This is a genomic window from Pedobacter sp. Bi27 (assembly GCF_918698255.1).
GTDB lineage: Bacteria > Bacteroidota > Bacteroidia > Sphingobacteriales > Sphingobacteriaceae > Pedobacter.
This window is the reverse complement of sequence record NZ_CAKKMW010000004.1, coordinates 73,063-92,244: the sequence shown is the minus strand read 5'-3', so window position 1 is coordinate 92,244 and position 19,182 is coordinate 73,063. Positions and strand designations below refer to the sequence as shown.

The window sequence follows — 19,182 nt, the reverse complement described above, 5'->3', positions numbered from 1 at the left end:
TTAATTGTATTCAACCAAAATGGGATCTTCCATTTTGATTTTGGAGAGTTGTAGAATGGCAAAGTATAGGAACAATGTTGGTCCGCTCGTTGCCAGAAGCCATTCGTTATGAAAAAATGAGTTGATGGATATTGCCAAAAAAGAACAACTCAAACAGACCAGGAGCGCATTTTTCTTATCTTTGATGTGCAGAAAAGCATAAAAAATGATCTTCCCTACTTTTCGATATAATAAAATGAGTAAAATAAAGCCCAGCAAAGGCCCCAAATAAGTAATAAACATTAAATAGGCATTATGGGATGTAATTACGATAGGCCCTTTTTTATAAACAAAATTGTGTTGCACTACATCGTTCCAGGTTTTTCCATAAAACAATAGCCCAAAAGGATATTCCGTTATAATTTGGATGTTCTCTCCCATTAAATCGCCGCGCTCTTCTTTACCTTTCGCATTTTCGGCACTTTTATTTAAAATATTCTGTTGTTTTTTCCCCTCAGAAAATTGTTCAATTGAACTTTGCGCGATAAAAAATATGGCGCAAAACACACCGAATATTAAAATGGATTTGGCTTTATAATAGCTTAAAAAAAATAATCCGGTTACAACTGCAAAAGCGACCAAAACCGACCGTTGCATACCGAAGAAAATAAGAGAGAGCGATAACCCAAACAAGAGAAGGTTAATTAGCCAGCTTCGTTTAAACAGTATAGCATTAATAACTAAAAATGGCGTTAAAGCAGCCATCTGGTAGCCGAAAGTAAAAATAGTGGTCGATATACCTGCTGGTGCCTGCAATACGTCTTCCTGCACCAAAAGCGAACGGATAGCTGCCATATTGTACTGGTGATCGATAAACATGATGATTCCGGAAAGCAGCAATACACCGAAGAAAAATCCGACTGCGATGTTCATCCGTTTTAAATTCGTACCGATAACATAGTTGAACAACAAGGCAAAGCACGCAGCAACAATTAATAAGGCAAAAAAACCAGTAACATCTGCCTGACCTATGAGATAAAAAAACAGGGCGGCAATAAAGAAAATAAATAATTCTTTGCCATATAGAAACCCTGTTTCTTCTGTCCGGTAGAAATAAATTAACGGCGCCAGGAAAACTATTGGTGCCGGAATTCTAAAAACCCCAGTCATGAAGATATTGAATGTTGTTGCATAAACATAGACAAACAACAAAAAGAGAAACATTATTTTTTTAATCATGACATGATGAGTTGCTCCCAGTTGGCAGAAATGAGTTCGATAGAATTTGTTTTGTTGATCGATTTTGCTTTTGCTGAAAATTTATTTCTTAAACTACTGTTATTAAGTATCTTATCAATAGACAATGAAAGTCCTACTATATCTTCTTTAGCAACCAGAAGTCCGTTAATTCCATGTTCGATAATCTCTGAAGGGCCAAACTCGCAGTCCATTGCTACACAGGCACAGCCCATTCCCATCGCTTCTACCAGTACATTTGGATAGCCCTCATTCCTGGAAGAGAGCACAAAAACCTCTGCCTGCGCATAATAATCCTGCAGGTTCGATTTAAAGCCGATCAATTTAACTTTATCTGTTAAACTTAAATCCGTAATCTGCTTTTCGAGGTTTCCTCTTTCAGGCCCTTCACCAGAGATTAAAAGATCAACATCGGATAGCTGCAAGCGGCTATAAGCATCAATAAGCAGATCGAAGCCTTTTTCGCGACATAATCTTCCAACGGAAAGTATAAATGCTTTATCGTTTACGGTATCTTTATTTGGTTTTACAAACTGATTGATTGGATTGTGGATGGTCTCAAAATTATTCAGTTTTTCGAATTGCTTAATCCTTTTAAATCCCTTAAACATTCCAAAAGCTGGTAGCACAATGGCTTTTGATTTTCTATAAATATGAAATATAAACCACTGCAGTAATTTGTTGTATTGTTGTATGGTGCTATTTAGGGCCGTTCTTTCCGAAACCAGATAAGGCAAACCTAAGATCATACAACACAAACCTGCCCAAATGTTCGCCGATGTCATAAAACAAATGGTACAATCTGGTTTTTCTTTCTTTAATAGAGACAGTAATCTGTAAAAAGTTAAGTAAGCATATCTAATCCTGTTTAAGAGATTTTCACTTTCTTTTCTTTCTACAAGATTTACAATTTTAACCTGTTTATTTATCTGATATTTAACTTGAGCTGTATTAAGGCAAATCATTGTAACACTGCAATTTTTGTCACTAAAATGATTAGCAAGGTTGCTAATTACCCTTTCAGCTCCGCCACCTTCCAAACTGTTGATTACGAAGCATAATTTAGTAGTCATTACGAATTAATTTACAATTGTTTTAATGGTCTGGAAAGCGTTTCCAAAGGTTTTATATTTCACTTCAAAGAGGAAGTATTTTCTGAGGTAAAAGTTCAAAAGTTTAACTTTCTGTAAGCCGGTATAGGTGAAGATTTTAATGATGATATAAAAATCACTCAGTTGCATCTTCTTTAATGGAATATAAGCAACCGGGCTCCAAATACCTCCCGGGTGACGCCTGTAACAACTCATTACTTCAGGTAAAACGTATATTTTTTTACCCGTTACCCAGGTACAATAGAGTTTCAACAGTTTATCACAGGCATTGCATTTTAAAAACCAATCGTTTTTATAAAGATTTCTAATGGCTTCAATGTTGCGGTAAACAATAGATGCAGTACAGGTTTCTACTTGCCTGTTTACAATCAGATCACTAAAGCTATACTGTAATGGGACAGGGTTAAAATCCATGTAAAACAGCTCAGTATCATCAAAATTTATTTCGCGTGTATAATGGCAGCACATTACATATTCAGGGTTATTTTCTAAAAAATCTACCTGCTTCTGCAGTTTATATTGGTCTAACCAATAATCATCACCATCACATGTGGCTACGTATTTACCTTTAGTTTCTAGCGCAACCCGAATTACGTTTTGGGTAGCACCGATATTCTTTGGTGCTTTTAAACGCTTAATTTTATCAGGATGTTTGGCAACATATTCATCAATAATCTCTGTGGTTCCATCTGTAGAACAATCGTCGCCAATAATAATTTCTGTATTAAAATTGCATTTCTGCATCAGAAATCCATCCAGTGCTTTCGCAATAAATTTACTGTGGTTATAAGTGATGCAAAAAATGCTAACCATTACACCTGTATCGTCTTGTTTCATAATAGAAGCTGCTATTAATTGCCGTTAACCGCCATGCCAATACTGCCATTAACCAATGTGTTGTAATCGGCGAGTTTAAGCACTTGTTTTTTGCGGTAATTCTGAGTTCTCAAAATAATCCTGACTACTAAATCCTGATCGGCACTGGTTAACGTATGGTAAAGTGGCAAACACATAATGCGTTTGGAAATAGAATCACAGATCGGCATATTTACCTTAGCAATGTATGGTAAGGCCGATAACGATGGGTAAAAGTACCGCCTACAATACACCTGAACCAGTTCTAACTGTTTCATGCAATCGAGCATAACTTCTTCCGATCGGAATATTACGGGATAATATGCGTAATTAAATTCCGTATCGGCTTGAATAACCTGAAACTGCGCTTCAATTTTATTCAGGCGCATTTCGTAATGCTGTGACAGCTCTTTGCGTTTACTTAAAATCTGATCAATATGTTTTAGGTTACAAAGCCCCATTGCAGCATGAAATTCGGAGTTTTTAGCATTGGTTCCGATCTCTGAAAAGGTATCTACCCCACTATAACCGAAATTACGCATCAGCGCCATTCTCTTTAAAATATCAGGATTTTGAGTAAAAACAGCCCCACCTTCAATGGTATGAAACAGTTTAGTTGCATGGAAGCTGGTTGTACTTACATCGCCATAAGCGAAGATCGATTTACCTTTATATTTTGTGCCAAAACAATGGGCGGCATCATAAATTACCTTTAGTCCATGTTTTTTTGCAATGCGGTCTATCGCTTCAATATCACAAGGATTTCCAAAAACATGTGTAGCCAAAATAGCCGAGGTATTAGGCGTAATGGCCGCTTCAATTTTATTGGGATCTATGTTAAGGGTATCTTCATCTATATCAACAAAAACAGGTTTGCAACCTTGCCAAACAATACTGCTGGTGGTAGCAACAAAAGAAAACGGTGTGGTAATAATTTCACCTTTTACTTCTAATGCCTGTATGGCCAGCTGTAATGCGATAGTACCATTGGTTACGTATAATAAATGAGGTAGTTCTAAGTATTGTTGCAACTTCAACTCCAATTCATTTACTAACGGACCATTATTCGTGAGCCACTGTCTGGCCCAAATGCTACTTACATAGCTTTTAAAATCTGCCTGTTTTGGCAAAAAGGGTTTAGTTACAGGTATCATTGTTTGAGGATTAATTGTTTAAAATCAAGGAGCGCAGCGAGTTTGATGCTGCTACTTATGCCGAGGTAAAAACTGCCATAAATGATGCTTAAGCCAGCAATGCGCAAAATATTGTTGATGTGATAATGTGTTAAACACCAGGTATCGAGACAATAACAAGCAACACCTAACAGGCTGGATAACATTAAAATAGGGACTATATCATGAAGCTGTTCTTTAATTGGGTAATTGATTAATTTGCCACTATATGTTGAATTGATATAATAGGCGAAAACAGTAAAGAAGAGCTGAAAATATAGAAGCCCCATGATGCCAAATGGAATTACACAGATAATTCCGATTACACTTAGCACCTTTTTTATAATTTCTAATTTCAAGAACTGCCCGCTATGCCCTTTAACTTTTAAAATATTCAGGTTATATGCGTGTACTGGATATAGAATACCCGCAATACATAAAATCTGAAAATAAGGTACAGATGGCAGCCATTTATCGGTTAAAAGCAAAGAGATTAAAGGTTGAGCAATAAGTGCTAAAAAAATCAGGATGGGTGCATTCCAGAATAACACCTGCTGCATTAACCTGCGGTAAACCATTTTAAGCTTTACATCGTCATCGCTGATGTTCGAAAACATAGGATAGGTTACTTTACCAATTGCCGTAGAAATAATCCCAATCGGCAACTGACTTAAACTATCTGCCCTGGCATAAAAGCCCAATTGGGCTGCCGCGTAAAAGCGACCTATAATAACGGTGTATAAATTTTGATAAATGGTGTCCAACAGGCCGGAAAGTGTCATTTTGTAACCAAAATGAAAGTGCTTTCTGAAGCTTTTTTTATTAAAAATCAGTCGTGGTCGCCAGTCTGAATAAAACCAATGTAAAACAGTAGAAACACTCGCACTCAATAAACTCATCCAAACTAAACTCCAGGTTCCATAACCATTTTTTGCCAGGTAAATACCTAAACAGCCGCCTAGTACCACTGCAGGTATTTGAATTACCGTTTGCAGTTTAAATTTCATTTCCTTAGTTAATAAAGTACTCTGAATACTAAAAAAGGCATTGATTAAAAAGGTTAATCCATAAACCCGAACAATATCGGTAAGTGTTGGCTGCCTGTAAAAACCAGCTATTAGCGGTGCTGCAAAGAACAAAACCCCATATACAATGATGCTTCCAAACAGGTTAAAAAAAAATATAGTAGAAAAATCCTTTTGTCCTGCCATCCTTGTGCGGATCAGTGACGATGTTAAGCCACTATCCATTAAGGAATTACCGACAGCGATAAAAATAGAGAGCATTGCGATTAAGCCAAATTCTGCAGGACTTAATAAGCGGGCCAATATGACGGTAACGAACAGGTTTATGAATTTAACACTAAACTGCTGTCCAATCGACCATATAATGCCCGATCGCGCTTTATATGTTAAATTCATGGCCTTACAATCGAACCGTTTCTAATGATTGTGGCAATACTGCTTTTATATCGTACACCACACATTCCGGTTTACGCAATGCCTTGATATTTAAATTGTTAAAAGCTTCGTGCGCTACTGCCAGTATAATCCCATCGTATTTTCTGGTTTTTGATGAACCATTTTCGCAAATAATACCGTAGTTATGCTTGGCCTGATCGGCATTTGCCCAGGGATCGTGAATGGTTACTTTAACTTTATATTCTTCCAACCGCCTTACAATATCAATTACTTTGGTATTGCGTACATCAGGACAGTTTTCTTTAAAGGTAAAACCCAACACCAGCACTTCTGCTCCCACAATATGGATGTTTTTAGCGATCATTTTTTTGATGATCTGATCAGCCACATATTTACCCATTCCGTCGTTTACACGTCGCCCGGCTAAAATAATTTCAGGGTGATAGCCAGCTTCCTGTGCTTTTTGAGCCAAATAATATGGATCTACGCCAATACAATGTCCACCAACCAAACCCGGCTTAAAATTCAGGAAATTCCATTTGGTTCCGGCTGCCGCTAAAACCTCTGAAGTATCGATACCGATCTGGTTAAAAATCATGGCTAGTTCATTTACAAAAGCAATATTGATATCGCGCTGGGCGTTTTCAATAACTTTTGCTGCTTCCGCTACTTTAATAGACGAAGCTTTATAAGTTCCGGCAGTAATTACCGAACGGTACAGCGCATCTATTTTTTCTGCAGCTTCGGGAGTAGAACCTGAAGTGATTTTTAAGATGTTGGCAACAGTGTGTTGTTTATCTCCAGGATTAATGCGTTCTGGAGAATAACCAGCAAAAAAATCTTTATTAAAAACCAAACCAGATCCTTTTTCTAAAACGGGTACACATTCGTCTTCAGTTACACCGGGATATACGGTTGATTCGTAAACCACTATGTCTCCCTTCTTTAAAACCTTAGCCACAACTAAGCTCGCTTTAATTAAAGGTGTTAAATCTGGCCTGTTATTTTTATCAACAGGCGTTGGCACTGTAACAATGTAAACCGATGAGCTGCGTAATTTTTCGATTTCATTGGTACAGTACAGGCCTTTTAAAGTTGTGCATTCGAAGGTTAAAACCTCATTCAATTCTGATTCATTAACTTCTAGTGTATTGTCGTATCCAGCTTTTAACTCTGCTATTCTGCTCTGGTTAATATCAAAGCCAAATACCTTGTATTTTTTTGCAAATTCTACTGCCAACGGTAAGCCAACGTAGCCAAGGCCAATTACCGTCATTTTCAGATTATCTTCAGCGTTATACATAATGTTGTTGCGTATTTACGGTTAATGTTAAGTTGCTTATTGGCACTCTGGTAACTAAAGCACAATCTAAATGATCGAATGACATTAAAACATGCTTACCTTGAATCTGGATCACCTCTCCTTCCTGATTATGAAAGAGACCATTACTGATCCGAACACGGTCTCCTTTGGAAACACCGGTTAAGCTCACTACATCTACATCATTGTAGGTATCCATAATGTGTTTCAACTTTTCAATCTCACTATCCCGAACTACTGCAGGTTTACCCATGTAATTAATAAAGTTTAAAACACCGAGTGTATACCTGATTTTGTAACCTTCACGCTCATCAATTTTCACAAAAACATATCCTGTAAAAAGCGGAAGGCTAACTATTTTCTTTCTATCGGCCCATTGATTTTCTACATGACGAACAGGGCAAAAAGATTCGAAACCTTGCTCTTGCAGCAAACGGTCAACTTTTTTCTCCCAACGCGGGCGTGTATAGATCACAAACCATTTTTTTGCGAACGAGGGCTTGATGTTAATTGTAGATTCCATTTTTTTGATGAGGTTATAGTTTTATTTTTTAGGCAATTTGATACAGCTTCGCTATATCACTTACATGATAGGTATCTGTTTTTTTCAGCTAAAGGCTTTATTCAGTCGGCCGGATACAGCTTCGCTATATCACTTACATGACAATTTTTATTTTTAAATCTTATTTTGCTTTTTGGGGCAAATAGGTAATCTAATTAAGAGTTGTTTGCAAACAGCTAATGACTTTAATCGATGCGCAGTTTAAGCATCGCGGCCTTATTGTTTGTAAACAGAATTAAATCGTTTGGGGACGTTTATTTGGTAAAGGGTAAGGTATTCTCTTTTAAAACAAGGTAGCTTTAGTTTGCCATGGCATATCCATAACCACCGTAGCTGTATTTCTGGCTTTTCTCCCTTTTGGCATCGTTAAAAACAACCATTGGATTTTTAAGCTTATTGTTTTCGCAAATATCTTTCAATATGGCGAGCTGGTATTTATTGGTATAATTATACCGCACCAGGTAAATGCTTACATCGGCATATTCGGCCAAACTAAAGGCATCAGCCACCTGGCCAACGGGCGAAGTATCGATAATGATGTAATCGAACCTTTCTTTCAGTTCATCAAACAATAAATCCATTTTAGGGCTCATCATTACTTCGGCAGGATTTTCAGGCGATTGACCGCATCCAATAACCCATATATTATCTGAAACACTGGTAGGTTTAATAATATCATCTAATACAGACTCGCCAATTAAATAATCGGTTAACCCGTTAGTTTGCTTTAAACCAACTTTATTCAAGAGGTCAGGTTTTCTTAGATCGAACTCCAGTACAACAACTTTTTTATCAAGCATGCCTAATGTAGTAGCCAGATTTACGCTAAAGAATGTTTTACCCTCTCCTTTCATACTCGAGGTAACCAACATTACCTTATTCTCGATATTGTTAGACATCAGTCCTAAATTCATTCTGATGTACCTAAACAACTCTGATATGGTAGAACGGTTGTCTTTTTGAAAAACGATGGTGCTTTTATCCAGGTTATGAGAAAGTTCACCAAGCATTTTGGCACCGGTTAACTCAATAGTACTGGCATCCTGTACCTTGTTATTGAAAAATCCTTTGGCGTAAATTACTCCAGCTGGAACAAAAAAACCAAAAATGAATCCACACAGATATAAAAGTGGTTGTTTAGGGCTATTAGGAATAGTATTGTAAGCCGGTTTATCTACCACCTGTGAAGTTGGAACGGTTGCAGAAAGTGATAATGCAGTTTCCTCTCTTTTTTGCAGTAAATATTTATATAAACCCGATTTTACACTTTGTTCACGGCTTCTTTCTAATAAACCCCGCTCTATAGTAGGTACAGATTTAATTTTATTATCGAATTGAGAGTAGTTGGCGCTCAGGTTGTTTCTTTCAATAACGAAACCTTGTTTAATACTAGATAAGTTTTCTAAGATATTGGTTTTTAAGGTTGCTATCTGCTCATTAAGGTTTAGCACCAAAGGATTTTCTGCATTAGCGGTACGTAACATCCTATTTCTTTCCAATTGAAGATCGTTAAATTTTGAAATCAATGAATTCAGAATCGGGTCTTTTAAGCCCATTGCACTTGGAGCAAGGTTATATTGACTTTGTTTGCCTCTGAAATAATTTTCGATTGACCGTAATATCCTTAGCTGCACTGATGATGTTTCAAGTAACTGATTATACTCTCCTGAACGTGCAGCATTCATCTGCGCATCCATATTAACATCGGTAACACGGTTTTGTTGCTTGTAGTTTTCTACGTCCTCTTCAGTACCTGTTAGATCTGCAACCAGGTATTTTAGGCGGTTATCGATAAATTTAATGGTATTACGGGCAATGGTATTTTTATTGTTGACGTTATTGATGTTGTAAGTTTCGATCAGATCGTTAAGAATATCAATTCCCCGCTGAGGAACCACATCGTTCAAACTAATGGTAATGGTATTGGCATCTTTAACAACCGGAACTATTTTTAATGAAACCAGGTTATAAGCCTCGGTCATTTTATATAAGTTTTTAAACTGAAGTCTAATTTTACCAAATTCGGTTTTATATGCTGGTCCCTTATCTATTTTAATTGCGTAGTTTTTAGTATTAATGGTATCGCCATACTTTACAATATTTGTTTTTAGGCTATCCTGAATGATGTAAGAGATTTCATCCAGATAAGAAATGTTAATTTTTCTTGCGTAAGCACCATTTTTTAAACTGATAGCAGTAACTACAAGTGGGGACGTTTTGCCATAAAGCTCTTTTTCTCTAATCCCCTCTTTTTTAAAGTAAGCCGTTTCTAGATTTAGTTTTTTCAATACTTTAAAAATCAGATCTCTCGACCTTAAGATCTCAATTTCATTATCAACCGTTTTAACCGTTTGAAACATATTAAGATCACTAAAAGCGGTACTATTAGACATTGCTGCACCATTTTTATCATCAGAGATTAAAAGTGTACTGCTCACTTTATATTTTGGTGGAGTAATGTATAGAAAAGCATATACAGCAGCTATAGAAATAATGATACTGATTAAGAAATAGTGCCAGTTTCTGGCAAATCTTGTCATAGTTTCTGCAAAATCTTTTGCGCCACTATTTGTACTTTGTTTAAGCATGATATAATGTTTTAAGAGACGTTTATCGACGAAGAACAGCTGTGATTAATACTGCAACTGCTGATATAGAAGCAATTACCACTGGCATAATACGTGTATTGGGACTGTATTCAATCGCTTTTGATTTATCAGGCTCCACATATACCACATCATTTTGTTTCAGGTAAAAGAATGGAGAATCCATCACATCCTGATTGTTCAGGTTAAGTCTTTTCATCACCCTTTGACCATCCTGTTGTCTGATCACTAAAATATTTTCCCTTTTGCCATAAACGGTCATATCGCCCGCCATTCCTAATGCTTCTAAGAGGTTAATATTATCTCCCTGTACAGTAAAGGTTGATGGTCGGTTTACTTCGCCAATTACTGTTACTTTAAAATTGACCAACTGAACGTCAACTACCGGTTTTTTAACATATTTATCCAATTCTTTCGATATGGCAGCTTGTGCCTGCTCAATGGTTAAACCTTCCAGGCGAACGTTACCTACAACGGGCAGGTTAATCATTCCATCCTTACTTACCCGGTAACCTTCTACTTTATAATTGTTTTCAGCGCCTGCATTTTTGGTATTAACAGCAAATAAAACGTTCGACTCCTGATTTAAGCTGTTTATGCTTACGCTTAAAAGGTCGTTTTGCTGAATTTTAACTTCCTGACCTTGAAGCTTAACTTCGCTGGTTTGTTTGGCCAGGTTACTAAAGTATACAAGATCTCTTCTGGGAGCGCATCCGGTGATAATGCTTGTATATATTGCGATAAATAAGATTACTTTCTTCATAGCTTAAGTAATGTTTAGTTTTTTGTTTCGATTTATTGAGAACTAAGCTATGCAATTAAGCGTCAATGTTTTATAGGTAGACTGGGGTTGTATTTAAATTGTATAAAATATGACCAGCATGCACAGCATTTTAAATACTGTGCTCATAAATTGCACATCATTTGTAAATTTTACAACGCGTAACTTGTATAATATCCGGCCTATATTTTTGCTCAAAAAAGTCTGTTTTTTAGTGAGATCTTAATCGGTAAAGCTCAAAAAACATCAGAAAATGTTTTAACATTTAAAAAAGCTATTTAATACTACAATTTATTAGGGGTATAAAATGATTTTTATAAAATTTTAAAGAAAAGCTGCCAATTACCAAGGGTGGATTTACTGCTCAACTGATTATTTTTTTCTAACCAGGCCATGATCAAGCCATACCTCGCATATTCTGTGCATGCTGTTTTACAACACGTATCTAATTATTAAAAAATACATTCTGCTCAACACAATTGAGTTTTCCTTAATAGCGGTATGTTATTGGCGATCAAATCAGATAAAACGATTAACATAAAAGCAATATCCCTTTAAAGCAGCGCAAAAAGAAAAAAAATGCGCAACTGTGAAAGCTGTAAACAGGAATTAGCAAAATATGTACAGTATGCTTTAAAAAGGTTTAAAAGCCTGTTTTATGCATAAATTCGTTAGAAACCTAAAAACAAGAATTAAATATGAAAGTTATTATTTATGGAACTGGAAAAATGGCTGAGTTTATCTGTTACTCCTTTATGAATGACAGTGACTATAATGTTGTTGCCTTTTGTGTTGATGATGCGTATGTACCTCCTGCAGGAAGTATGCTATTAGGATTTCCCATTTTAAGTCTCACCCAGGTGATTAAAGATTTCCCCCCAGAAAGCCATAAAATGCACATTGCCATTGGTAGAAACAGCGCCAGGGAAAGCGTGTACAACAGGGTAAGCGAATCTGGCTATAGTTTTGCAAATTATATTTCATCTAAAGCCAACGTGTGGCCCGATTTGGTATTCGGACACAATACTTTTATAGATCAGTGTTGCGATATACAACCTTTTGTAAGCATTGGTAATAATTGCATGCTTATTGGCGCACGGATTGGTCATCACTCTACGATAGAAAACAATGTTTTATTGTCTGGTAATATACTAGCTGGTAATGTAACTATTGGCCGCAACTCTTTTTTAGGCATAAATTCTGCAGTCAAAGAAGATATAACCATTGGTACCCACAACATTATTGGCGCAGGCGTTTTTATAAACAAGAATACTGAAGATTACGCCATTGTTTCAAATGCAACAGTACCTCAACGCGTCGGCGATTCTAAACGTTTTGTAATGTTTAACAAAGCACAAGATGTAAAACAGACCTAATAAACGCTATCCATAAAAAAAGGGAAACGCTAATGTTTCCCTTTTTTATGCTTAATTTTTAATTAAACTTTTGTTTTATTTTCAGCGCTTCGTTTCAGCTGCGCATTAATACGCTCCAAAACATCATAAATATCAAAAGGTTTACTGATATAATCATCAGCAAATGCATCAATAGCTTTCTGTTCGCTATTATTCTGTGCAGACATTACGATAATTGGGATGTGTTTGGTAAAAATATCGGTTTTTAAATCTTCACAAATTTCTGCTCCGTTTCCATCTGGTAACATTACATCAAGTAAAAAAAGATCAGGCATTGCATCCTGGATATTTTTCTTTAACTCAGCAAATGATGATGAAAGCTGCAATTCGAAACCCTCATCTTTTAATAGAATTTCAATAACGTTTCTGATCTCCTGATCATCCTCTAAAATGTGTATTCGTTTTCTTTCCATGTTCAAATTATAATGTTTGGATTATACCGTTCGCGTGGAATGCGCTATACGATAGTAACAGTAACACCTAAACTCTCTAAATGTTTAACAATTTGTTCAGAAATTCCTTTATCGGTAATAATATGATCAATTTCTTCTAATCCACATATCTTTCCAAAGCCTCTTTTCCCAAATTTAGTAGAATCGGCAAGAACAATCGTTTTTTGTGACGCACCAATCATTTTGCGGTTTAAATGTGCTTCCATGGCGTTTGTAGTGGTTATTCCAAAATCAAGATCAATCCCATCAACACCTAGAAATAGCTTATTAAAATAAAAATCCTGCAAAACCTGTTCCGCATAAGCACCCATTACCGATGAAGAACTTTTCCTAAGCAATCCACCTAATTGTATCACTTCAATACTAGGTTCGCGCATTAATTCGAGCGCTACATTTAATGCCGAAGTTACAACGGTTAAATTTGTTGCTGGCGCAATATTCTTGGCAAAATAAAGCACTGTAGTGCCTGATGCAATAACGATAGAATCATTGTCATTTAACAATGCAGCAGCCGCAATACCTATTTTGTTCTTTTCTGTAGATTGTATTTTCTCTTTCTCATTAACCGGACGGTCTACCGTATATGGATTGTTTACAGTAGCCCCACCATGAGTCCTAAACAATAGGCTCTTATCTTCAAGTAGTTTTAAGTCCTTTCTTATTGTTACAGACGAAACTTTCAACTCCTTACATAAATCGACTACATTTATGTATTGATCACGTTGCAGGCGACTTAATATAAACTGGTGCCTCTCAGCCAAATTCATCATAGTATATTTAATTAGCGTGCTGCAAATTAGCAATAAAAACATTCTTTAAAATATTTTGCACAAATATTTAATAAATTTTTAACACACATATTATATTATTTCGATTATGATTTCTTATAATTGCGTATTGTTTCGTTTTATTATTTTTATAAATCTAAATGGAAAGATTACACCCGCATCACCTAACAGAAAACATAAATTGGGACTTCATTATTATTGGCGGAGGTGCCACAGGTTTGGGTACTGCATTGGATGCTGCGAGCAGGGGCTTTAAAACTTTATTGGTAGAACAATCTGATTTTGCAAAAGGAACATCCAGCCGGAGTACTAAGCTGGTACATGGTGGTGTTCGCTATCTTGCACAGGGCGATATCGGTTTAGTTAAACATGCCTTAAAAGAACGTGGTTTATTGCAACAAAACGCAAAGCACCTGGTAAATAAAGAAGAATTTCTGATCCCCTGTTACGATTGGTTCTCTGTTGTAAAATATTTAACCGGACTTACACTTTACGATTGGTTAGCAGGCAAATATAGCTTCGGCAAATCTAAGTTTTTCTCTAAAAAAGAAACCTTAACCATAATGCCAGGCATTAAGGAAAAGGGATTAAAAGGAAGCATCAGGTATTACGATGGAAAGTTTGATGATGCCCGTTTAGCGATAAACATTGCACAAACCGCTGTTGAAAACGGCGCTTCATTATTGAACTATACAAAGGTAACCGGCCTGTTAAAAAGTGGCGATGTGGTTACAGGCATTGAAACAGAAGACACTATAACTGGCATAACAGCTAAGTATATCGGCAAAATAGTAATTAATGCAACAGGCGTGTTTGTGGATGACATCCTGCAAATGAATAACCCGAATTCAAAAAAAATGGTACGCCCTAGCCAAGGTGTACATGTGGTGCTAGACAAAAGTTTTTTAAACAGTGAATCGGCGTTAATGATACCAAAAACCTCTGATGGGCGTGTTCTATTTGCCGTTCCATGGCATGAACATTTACTGGTGGGTACAACAGACACCCCTTTAAACGACCATAGTTTAGAACCCAGGGCATTAAAAGAGGAGGTAGATTTTATTATGAGTACAGCGGCGAGTTATTTTAACCGCAAGCCCATGGAAAAAGATATATTAAGCGTATTCTCAGGTCTGCGCCCACTGGCTGCTCCTACAAACGGAGATGGAAATAGTACAAAAGAAATTAGCAGAGACCATAAACTTATTGTTTCTGCAAAGGGATTAATTACCATTACTGGTGGTAAATGGACCACCTATCGCCGAATGGCAGAAGAAACGGTTGATTTAGCCATTACTCATGCTGGTTTAGAATCGAAAGCATGCGTAACCCAAAATTTAAGCATACATGGTAGCTTAACCACTACCACAGATAGTCATTTGGCTATCTATGGATCGGATCGCAGTAAAATTGAAGCATTAATTGCGCAAGATCCAGGTTTCGGCAATAAATTACATCCTGCATTCCCTTATACAGAAGCCGAAGTGCTTTGGTCTGCACGAAACGAAATGGCCGAAACCGTAGAGGATATTTTAAGCAGGAGATTAAGAATACTGTTTATTAATGCACAAGCAGCCAAAGATATGGCACCTAGAGTAGCTTCGCTCCTGGCCAAAGAATTATCTGCTGATAAAAACTGGGAAACTAAGCAAATCGAAACTTTTAATAAATTAGCCGATGGTTATATTTATCATTCAACACCTAAAATAACCGAATCGGCTTTAGCCAATTAACCAAATTCCTAATTATGAGTAAATACATCTTGTCTATCGATCAGGGAACCACAAGTTCGAGAGCAATTATTTTTAATCACAATGGCGAAATTGTTGCCATTGCACAACGAGAATTCACACAGATTTATCCCAAAGCCGGTTGGGTAGAGCACGATCCAATGGAAATTTGGTCGACACAGTTGGCGGTTGTAACAGAAGTGATCGTTAAAGCAGGTTTAACCGTAGGCGATATCGATTCTATTGGCATTACCAATCAGCGCGAAACCACTGTGGTTTGGGATAAAGAAACCGGACAACCAATTTACAATGCCATTGTTTGGCAAGACAGGCGTACTTCTGCCTATTGTGATGAAATTAAAGCACAAGGACTGGCCAGTAAAATACAGGAAAAAACAGGCCTGATCATAGATTCTTATTTCTCGGCTACTAAGGCCAGGTGGATCTTAGAAAATGTTGTCGGCGCAAGAGAGAAAGCTGAAGCTGGAAAACTTGCTTTCGGAACCATAGATACCTGGTTAATCTGGAAATTAACAGCAGGCGAAAAACATGTAACCGATGTCAGTAATGCATCACGAACGATGCTTTACAACATCCACACTTTAAGCTGGGACGACGAATTGCTTGAGCTTTTTTCGATACCAAGAGCGATGCTCCCCGAAGTAAAATCATCAAGTGAAGTTTATGGTGAAACCGCAGGACGCATATTGGCTGCAAAAATTCCTATTGCAGGGATAGCCGGCGATCAGCAATCTGCTTTGTTCGGGCAAATGTGCACCGAAATAGGGATGGTAAAAAACACTTATGGTACTGGCTGTTTTATGCTGATGAATATTGGGTCGAAGCCAAAAATATCAGCCAATAATCTATTAACCACTATTGCCTGGCAAATTAATGGTGAGGTAATTTACGCTTTAGAAGGGAGTATTTTTATTGGTGGTGCGGTGGTACAGTGGCTTCGCGATGAAATGGGGCTCATTTCTAAATCGGCAGATGTAGAAACATTAGCTAAAAAAGTAAAAGATACCGATGGGGTTTATGTTGTTCCTGCTTTTGCAGGCTTAGGTGCTCCACACTGGGACCAACATGCCCGTGGTACCATAACAGGATTAACCCGCGGTACAAACAAATCGCATATTGCAAGGGCAGCCTTAGAAAGTATTGCCTACCAAACCATGGATGTTTTGAAAGCTATGGAAGCAGATGCAGGCGTAAATATTGCCGAATTAAGGGTAGATGGTGGTGCTACAGCTAACGATTTATTGATGCAGTTTCAGGCCGATCTGTTAAACTGTAAAGTAATCAGACCCGATGTAACCGAAGTTACTGCTATTGGTGCTGCATACCTGGCCGGATTAGCCACTGGTTTCTGGAAAAGTATAGATCAGATCCGCTCGCAATGGAAAATCAACAGAACTTTTGTTGCTGAGGAAGGAATTGATAATACGGAAAGAATAAAGGGCTGGAACAGAGCAATAAAAGCAGCCAGGGTAAATGCAGAAGACTAATTGAACAATTTTAATCGGATAAGAATTTAATTATATGAATGTATATCTCGCAGAATTTATTGGTACTGCACTAATGATTCTTTTAGGAAATGGTGTAGTGGCTAACGTAGTACTTAAAGGTACTAAAGGCAACGATAGTGGTTGGATTGTAATTACAACCGCCTGGGCACTTGCCGTATTTGTAGGGGTTGTTGTTGCCGGCCCGTACAGTGGGGCGCACTTAAATCCGATTGTAACCCTCGGACTTGCCATCGGAAAAGGCTTCAGCTGGGCATTGGTGCCATTTTATATTATTGCACAACTGGCTGGTGCCATGACAGGGTCTTTCCTGGTTTGGCTTATTTACAAAGATCATTTCGATGCTACAGATGACCAAGGTTTAAAGGCTGCTCCTTTTGCAACCGCGCCAGCCATCAGAAATATGTCGTCTAATTTGGTATCAGAAATTATAGGCACTTTCGTTTTAATATTTGTAATCTTTTATTTTACTGATGCGAGTATGGGCACTAAAGAAACGGTTACCCCTATTGGATTAGGCTCAATGGGTGCAATCCCGGTAGCGTTTTTGGTGTGGGTAATTGGTTTGGCTTTAGGTGGAACAACCGGATATGCTATTAATCCGGCAAGAGATTTGGGCCCGCGGATTATTCACTTTTTAATCCCAATGAAAGGAAAAGGAAGTAGCGACTGGAGTTATGCCTGGGTACCTATTGTTGGCCCCATAATCGGCTCGGTATTAGCTGCTGTGGCCTTTTTATTGATTGGTAAGTAATGAATTGTCTCTCGATACGACATTAAAGACATCGCAAGTACTAGTACAATAAAATAGGAAAACGTCATCTCGACTGAAGCGCAGCGAAATGGAGAGATCTATATAGAAAGATTTCTCGACTGCGTTGCTCTTCGCTCGAAATGACGCCCCTGAAGAGTTACTGAAAAGCTGCTCTGCCTACCTGTTCATCGCCTAGGTATATCCAAATGGCACCTTTTAAATATTTTCCGAAAGAATCTTTCATGTCCTGCAGGCTTACCTTGTTAAAATTGGCTACCATATTCTCGGTAATACTATAATCGCCAAGCACTTCAGCTTCACCCAAATCTTTCACAATCGAACTTGCACTTTCCTGGTGCCTGTAGTATCTATCCCGATGTTCTTTTTTTAATGCCTCAAGATAACGTTCACCGTACTTTCCTTCTTTAATGTTATTGTATACCGTAATCATCGCTTTAAAAGCTTTTTTAGGTTGAGTGGTACTTACAAACATAGAGGTATATGGAATCTGTTGTAATTTAACGGTTGCTCCTGGCGCATACGATAACCCAAGTTTAGTTCTCAATTCATAATTCATACTACCACTTAATGCGTTAATGGTTAATACAAAAGCATAATAATCAGCATTTGTCATGGTTGGGGCATTCATAATACAACTCATGTAATTCGTGGCAATATCTCTTTGTTCGATTACCAGATGCTCCCCTGTTAAAGTTTTACGATCGTAAACTGGTGGCGTGTAAACTTTTCCTTTGAGCGCGCTGAAAGAAGCTTGAATTTTCTTTTCAAGTTCTTCTTTTGTGATGTTCCCAGCTACCACCAAAAACATTTTATTCTTATTCAACAATTCGTTATGGTAATAATTACTAACCATTTCGGCAGTAAAACCTCCAACAGTTTTGCTTGTGCCCAAAGGATTAGTGCTATAAGGCGAATCTTTAAACATGCTTTCCATGCTCAACTGCTCAATCCTTGTTTCAGGATCAGATTGACTATGATAAATACCCGTAATCATCCGTTCTTTAGTGGTTTGAAACTCTGTTTTATCAAAAGCAGGATTAATTACAGCATCCGAAAAAAGCTTCCAACCTTGGTCAAGATACTTAGAAATGCAATCCATACTAATGGTACCATAATCAGTTGTAGATGAACCAGAAATATCAATACCATATTCATCAGCCAACTCCTGATAATCGACAACGCTGTAATTTTTAGTGCCACAGGTTGCCGCAGATGCCAAAGCCAGATTTTCAATTCCTGCCCTTTCGGCATCATAATTCATTACACCACCTTTAAAAAACATGCTCATACTAACTGTTTCTTTCTGGGTAGGTTTTAAAATCACCTTTAAACCGTTTACATCAAATGAAATGGCTTTGGTTTGTGCGTTGGCAATATGAAAAACTAAGATAAAGTTTATAAAAAATATGAATATTTTCATCGAGCGTTAG

At 37.3% G+C, this 19,182-nt stretch carries 16 protein-coding genes; 4 read left to right on the top strand and 12 right to left on the bottom strand.

The window, feature by feature from the left end:
• The 9 genes from LQ227_RS14355 to LQ227_RS14315 form a co-directional block, all read right to left on the bottom strand.
• A complete protein-coding gene (locus tag LQ227_RS14355; RefSeq protein ID WP_230146616.1) occupies nucleotides 1-1,218 on the bottom strand; it encodes an O-antigen ligase family protein in 1,218 nt (405 codons plus the stop codon).
• A complete protein-coding gene (locus LQ227_RS14350) occupies nucleotides 1,215-2,309 on the bottom strand; it encodes a glycosyltransferase family 4 protein (protein WP_230149741.1) in 1,095 nt (364 codons plus the stop codon). The genes LQ227_RS14355 and LQ227_RS14350 overlap by 4 nt, the downstream gene beginning before the upstream one ends.
• 6 nt (nucleotides 2,310-2,315) lie before the next feature.
• Complete coding sequence (locus LQ227_RS14345; protein ID WP_230149740.1) at nucleotides 2,316-3,185, bottom strand: glycosyltransferase; 870 nt, start codon at nucleotides 3,183-3,185, stop codon at nucleotides 2,316-2,318.
• A gap of 14 nt (nucleotides 3,186-3,199) precedes the next feature.
• The gene (locus tag LQ227_RS14340; RefSeq protein ID WP_230149739.1) at nucleotides 3,200-4,357 is read right to left on the bottom strand and encodes a DegT/DnrJ/EryC1/StrS aminotransferase family protein; all 1,158 of its coding nucleotides are present in this window, start codon (nucleotides 4,355-4,357) and stop codon (nucleotides 3,200-3,202) included.
• A complete protein-coding gene (locus LQ227_RS14335) occupies nucleotides 4,354-5,796 on the bottom strand; it encodes a lipopolysaccharide biosynthesis protein (protein WP_230149738.1) in 1,443 nt (480 codons plus the stop codon). The genes LQ227_RS14340 and LQ227_RS14335 overlap by 4 nt, the downstream gene beginning before the upstream one ends.
• A gap of 4 nt (nucleotides 5,797-5,800) precedes the next feature.
• Complete coding sequence (locus LQ227_RS14330; protein WP_230149737.1) at nucleotides 5,801-7,099, bottom strand: nucleotide sugar dehydrogenase; 1,299 nt, start codon at nucleotides 7,097-7,099, stop codon at nucleotides 5,801-5,803.
• Nucleotides 7,092-7,640: a UpxY family transcription antiterminator gene (locus tag LQ227_RS14325; protein WP_230140605.1), complete on the bottom strand. Its 549-nt coding sequence runs from the start codon at nucleotides 7,638-7,640 to the stop codon at nucleotides 7,092-7,094. The genes LQ227_RS14330 and LQ227_RS14325 overlap by 8 nt, the downstream gene beginning before the upstream one ends.
• Nucleotides 7,641-7,978: 338 nt before the next feature.
• A complete protein-coding gene (locus tag LQ227_RS14320) occupies nucleotides 7,979-10,267 on the bottom strand; it encodes a polysaccharide biosynthesis tyrosine autokinase (RefSeq protein ID WP_230140603.1) in 2,289 nt (762 codons plus the stop codon).
• 22 nt (nucleotides 10,268-10,289) lie between these two features.
• The gene (locus LQ227_RS14315) at nucleotides 10,290-11,048 is read right to left on the bottom strand and encodes a polysaccharide biosynthesis/export family protein (RefSeq protein WP_230140601.1); all 759 of its coding nucleotides are present in this window, start codon (nucleotides 11,046-11,048) and stop codon (nucleotides 10,290-10,292) included.
• Nucleotides 11,049-11,764: 716 nt separating this feature from the next.
• On the opposite strand from LQ227_RS14315, the gene LQ227_RS14310 reads away from it, so the two are divergent.
• On the top strand, nucleotides 11,765-12,442 hold the full coding sequence (locus tag LQ227_RS14310) for an acetyltransferase (RefSeq protein WP_230149736.1): 678 nt from the start codon (nucleotides 11,765-11,767) through the stop codon (nucleotides 12,440-12,442).
• 62 nt (nucleotides 12,443-12,504) lie between these two features.
• On the opposite strand, the gene LQ227_RS14305 is transcribed toward LQ227_RS14310, so the two are convergent.
• A complete protein-coding gene (locus LQ227_RS14305) occupies nucleotides 12,505-12,894 on the bottom strand; it encodes a response regulator transcription factor (RefSeq protein ID WP_215127449.1) in 390 nt (129 codons plus the stop codon).
• 44 nt (nucleotides 12,895-12,938) lie between these two features.
• A complete protein-coding gene (locus tag LQ227_RS14300) occupies nucleotides 12,939-13,703 on the bottom strand; it encodes a DeoR/GlpR family DNA-binding transcription regulator (protein WP_131029794.1) in 765 nt (254 codons plus the stop codon).
• A gap of 158 nt (nucleotides 13,704-13,861) precedes the next feature.
• Here LQ227_RS14300 and LQ227_RS14295 point away from each other — a divergent pair, with 158 nt between their 5' ends.
• From LQ227_RS14295 to LQ227_RS14285, 3 genes are read left to right on the top strand one after another with little or no spacing between them, the layout of a single operon-like run.
• A complete protein-coding gene (locus LQ227_RS14295; protein WP_230149734.1) occupies nucleotides 13,862-15,454 on the top strand; it encodes a glycerol-3-phosphate dehydrogenase/oxidase in 1,593 nt (530 codons plus the stop codon).
• A gap of 14 nt (nucleotides 15,455-15,468) precedes the next feature.
• Nucleotides 15,469-16,959 (top strand): glycerol kinase GlpK, encoded by a 1,491-nt coding sequence (gene glpK, locus LQ227_RS14290; RefSeq protein ID WP_230140595.1) that lies wholly within the window; start codon nucleotides 15,469-15,471, stop codon nucleotides 16,957-16,959.
• 34 nt (nucleotides 16,960-16,993) lie between these two features.
• On the top strand, nucleotides 16,994-17,731 hold the full coding sequence (locus LQ227_RS14285) for an MIP/aquaporin family protein (RefSeq protein ID WP_230140586.1): 738 nt from the start codon (nucleotides 16,994-16,996) through the stop codon (nucleotides 17,729-17,731).
• 157 nt (nucleotides 17,732-17,888) lie between these two features.
• Here LQ227_RS14285 and LQ227_RS14280 read toward each other — a convergent pair whose 3' ends face one another.
• Nucleotides 17,889-19,172 carry a pitrilysin family protein gene (locus LQ227_RS14280; protein WP_230140584.1) on the bottom strand — a complete coding sequence of 428 codons (1,284 nt, stop codon included), beginning with the start codon at nucleotides 19,170-19,172 and terminating at the stop codon, nucleotides 17,889-17,891.
• Nucleotides 19,173-19,182: the final 10 nt, after the last annotated feature.

Bases quoted from the DNA above. Each gene is read 5' to 3' on its own strand.
- LQ227_RS14345 (WP_230149740.1), bottom strand. From the start codon at position 3,185: ATGAAACAAGACGATACAGGTGTAATGGTTAGCATTTTTTGCATCACT.
- LQ227_RS14300 (WP_131029794.1), bottom strand. From the start codon at position 13,703: ATGATGAATTTGGCTGAGAGGCACCAGTTTATATTAAGTCGCCTGCAA.
- LQ227_RS14295 (WP_230149734.1), top strand. From the start codon at position 13,862: ATGGAAAGATTACACCCGCATCACCTAACAGAAAACATAAATTGGGAC.
- LQ227_RS14305 (WP_215127449.1), bottom strand. From the start codon at position 12,894: ATGGAAAGAAAACGAATACACATTTTAGAGGATGATCAGGAGATCAGA.
- LQ227_RS14355 (WP_230146616.1), bottom strand. From the start codon at position 1,218: ATGATTAAAAAAATAATGTTTCTCTTTTTGTTGTTTGTCTATGTTTAT.
- LQ227_RS14330 (WP_230149737.1), bottom strand. From the start codon at position 7,099: ATGTATAACGCTGAAGATAATCTGAAAATGACGGTAATTGGCCTTGGC.
- LQ227_RS14315 (WP_230140601.1), bottom strand. From the start codon at position 11,048: ATGAAGAAAGTAATCTTATTTATCGCAATATATACAAGCATTATCACC.
- LQ227_RS14350 (WP_230149741.1), bottom strand. From the start codon at position 2,309: ATGACTACTAAATTATGCTTCGTAATCAACAGTTTGGAAGGTGGCGGA.
- LQ227_RS14285 (WP_230140586.1), top strand. From the start codon at position 16,994: ATGAATGTATATCTCGCAGAATTTATTGGTACTGCACTAATGATTCTT.
- LQ227_RS14280 (WP_230140584.1), bottom strand. From the start codon at position 19,172: ATGAAAATATTCATATTTTTTATAAACTTTATCTTAGTTTTTCATATT.
- glpK (WP_230140595.1), top strand. From the start codon at position 15,469: ATGAGTAAATACATCTTGTCTATCGATCAGGGAACCACAAGTTCGAGA.
- LQ227_RS14310 (WP_230149736.1), top strand. From the start codon at position 11,765: ATGAAAGTTATTATTTATGGAACTGGAAAAATGGCTGAGTTTATCTGT.
- LQ227_RS14340 (WP_230149739.1), bottom strand. From the start codon at position 4,357: ATGATACCTGTAACTAAACCCTTTTTGCCAAAACAGGCAGATTTTAAA.
- LQ227_RS14325 (WP_230140605.1), bottom strand. From the start codon at position 7,640: ATGGAATCTACAATTAACATCAAGCCCTCGTTCGCAAAAAAATGGTTT.
- LQ227_RS14320 (WP_230140603.1), bottom strand. From the start codon at position 10,267: ATGCTTAAACAAAGTACAAATAGTGGCGCAAAAGATTTTGCAGAAACT.
- LQ227_RS14335 (WP_230149738.1), bottom strand. From the start codon at position 5,796: ATGAATTTAACATATAAAGCGCGATCGGGCATTATATGGTCGATTGGA.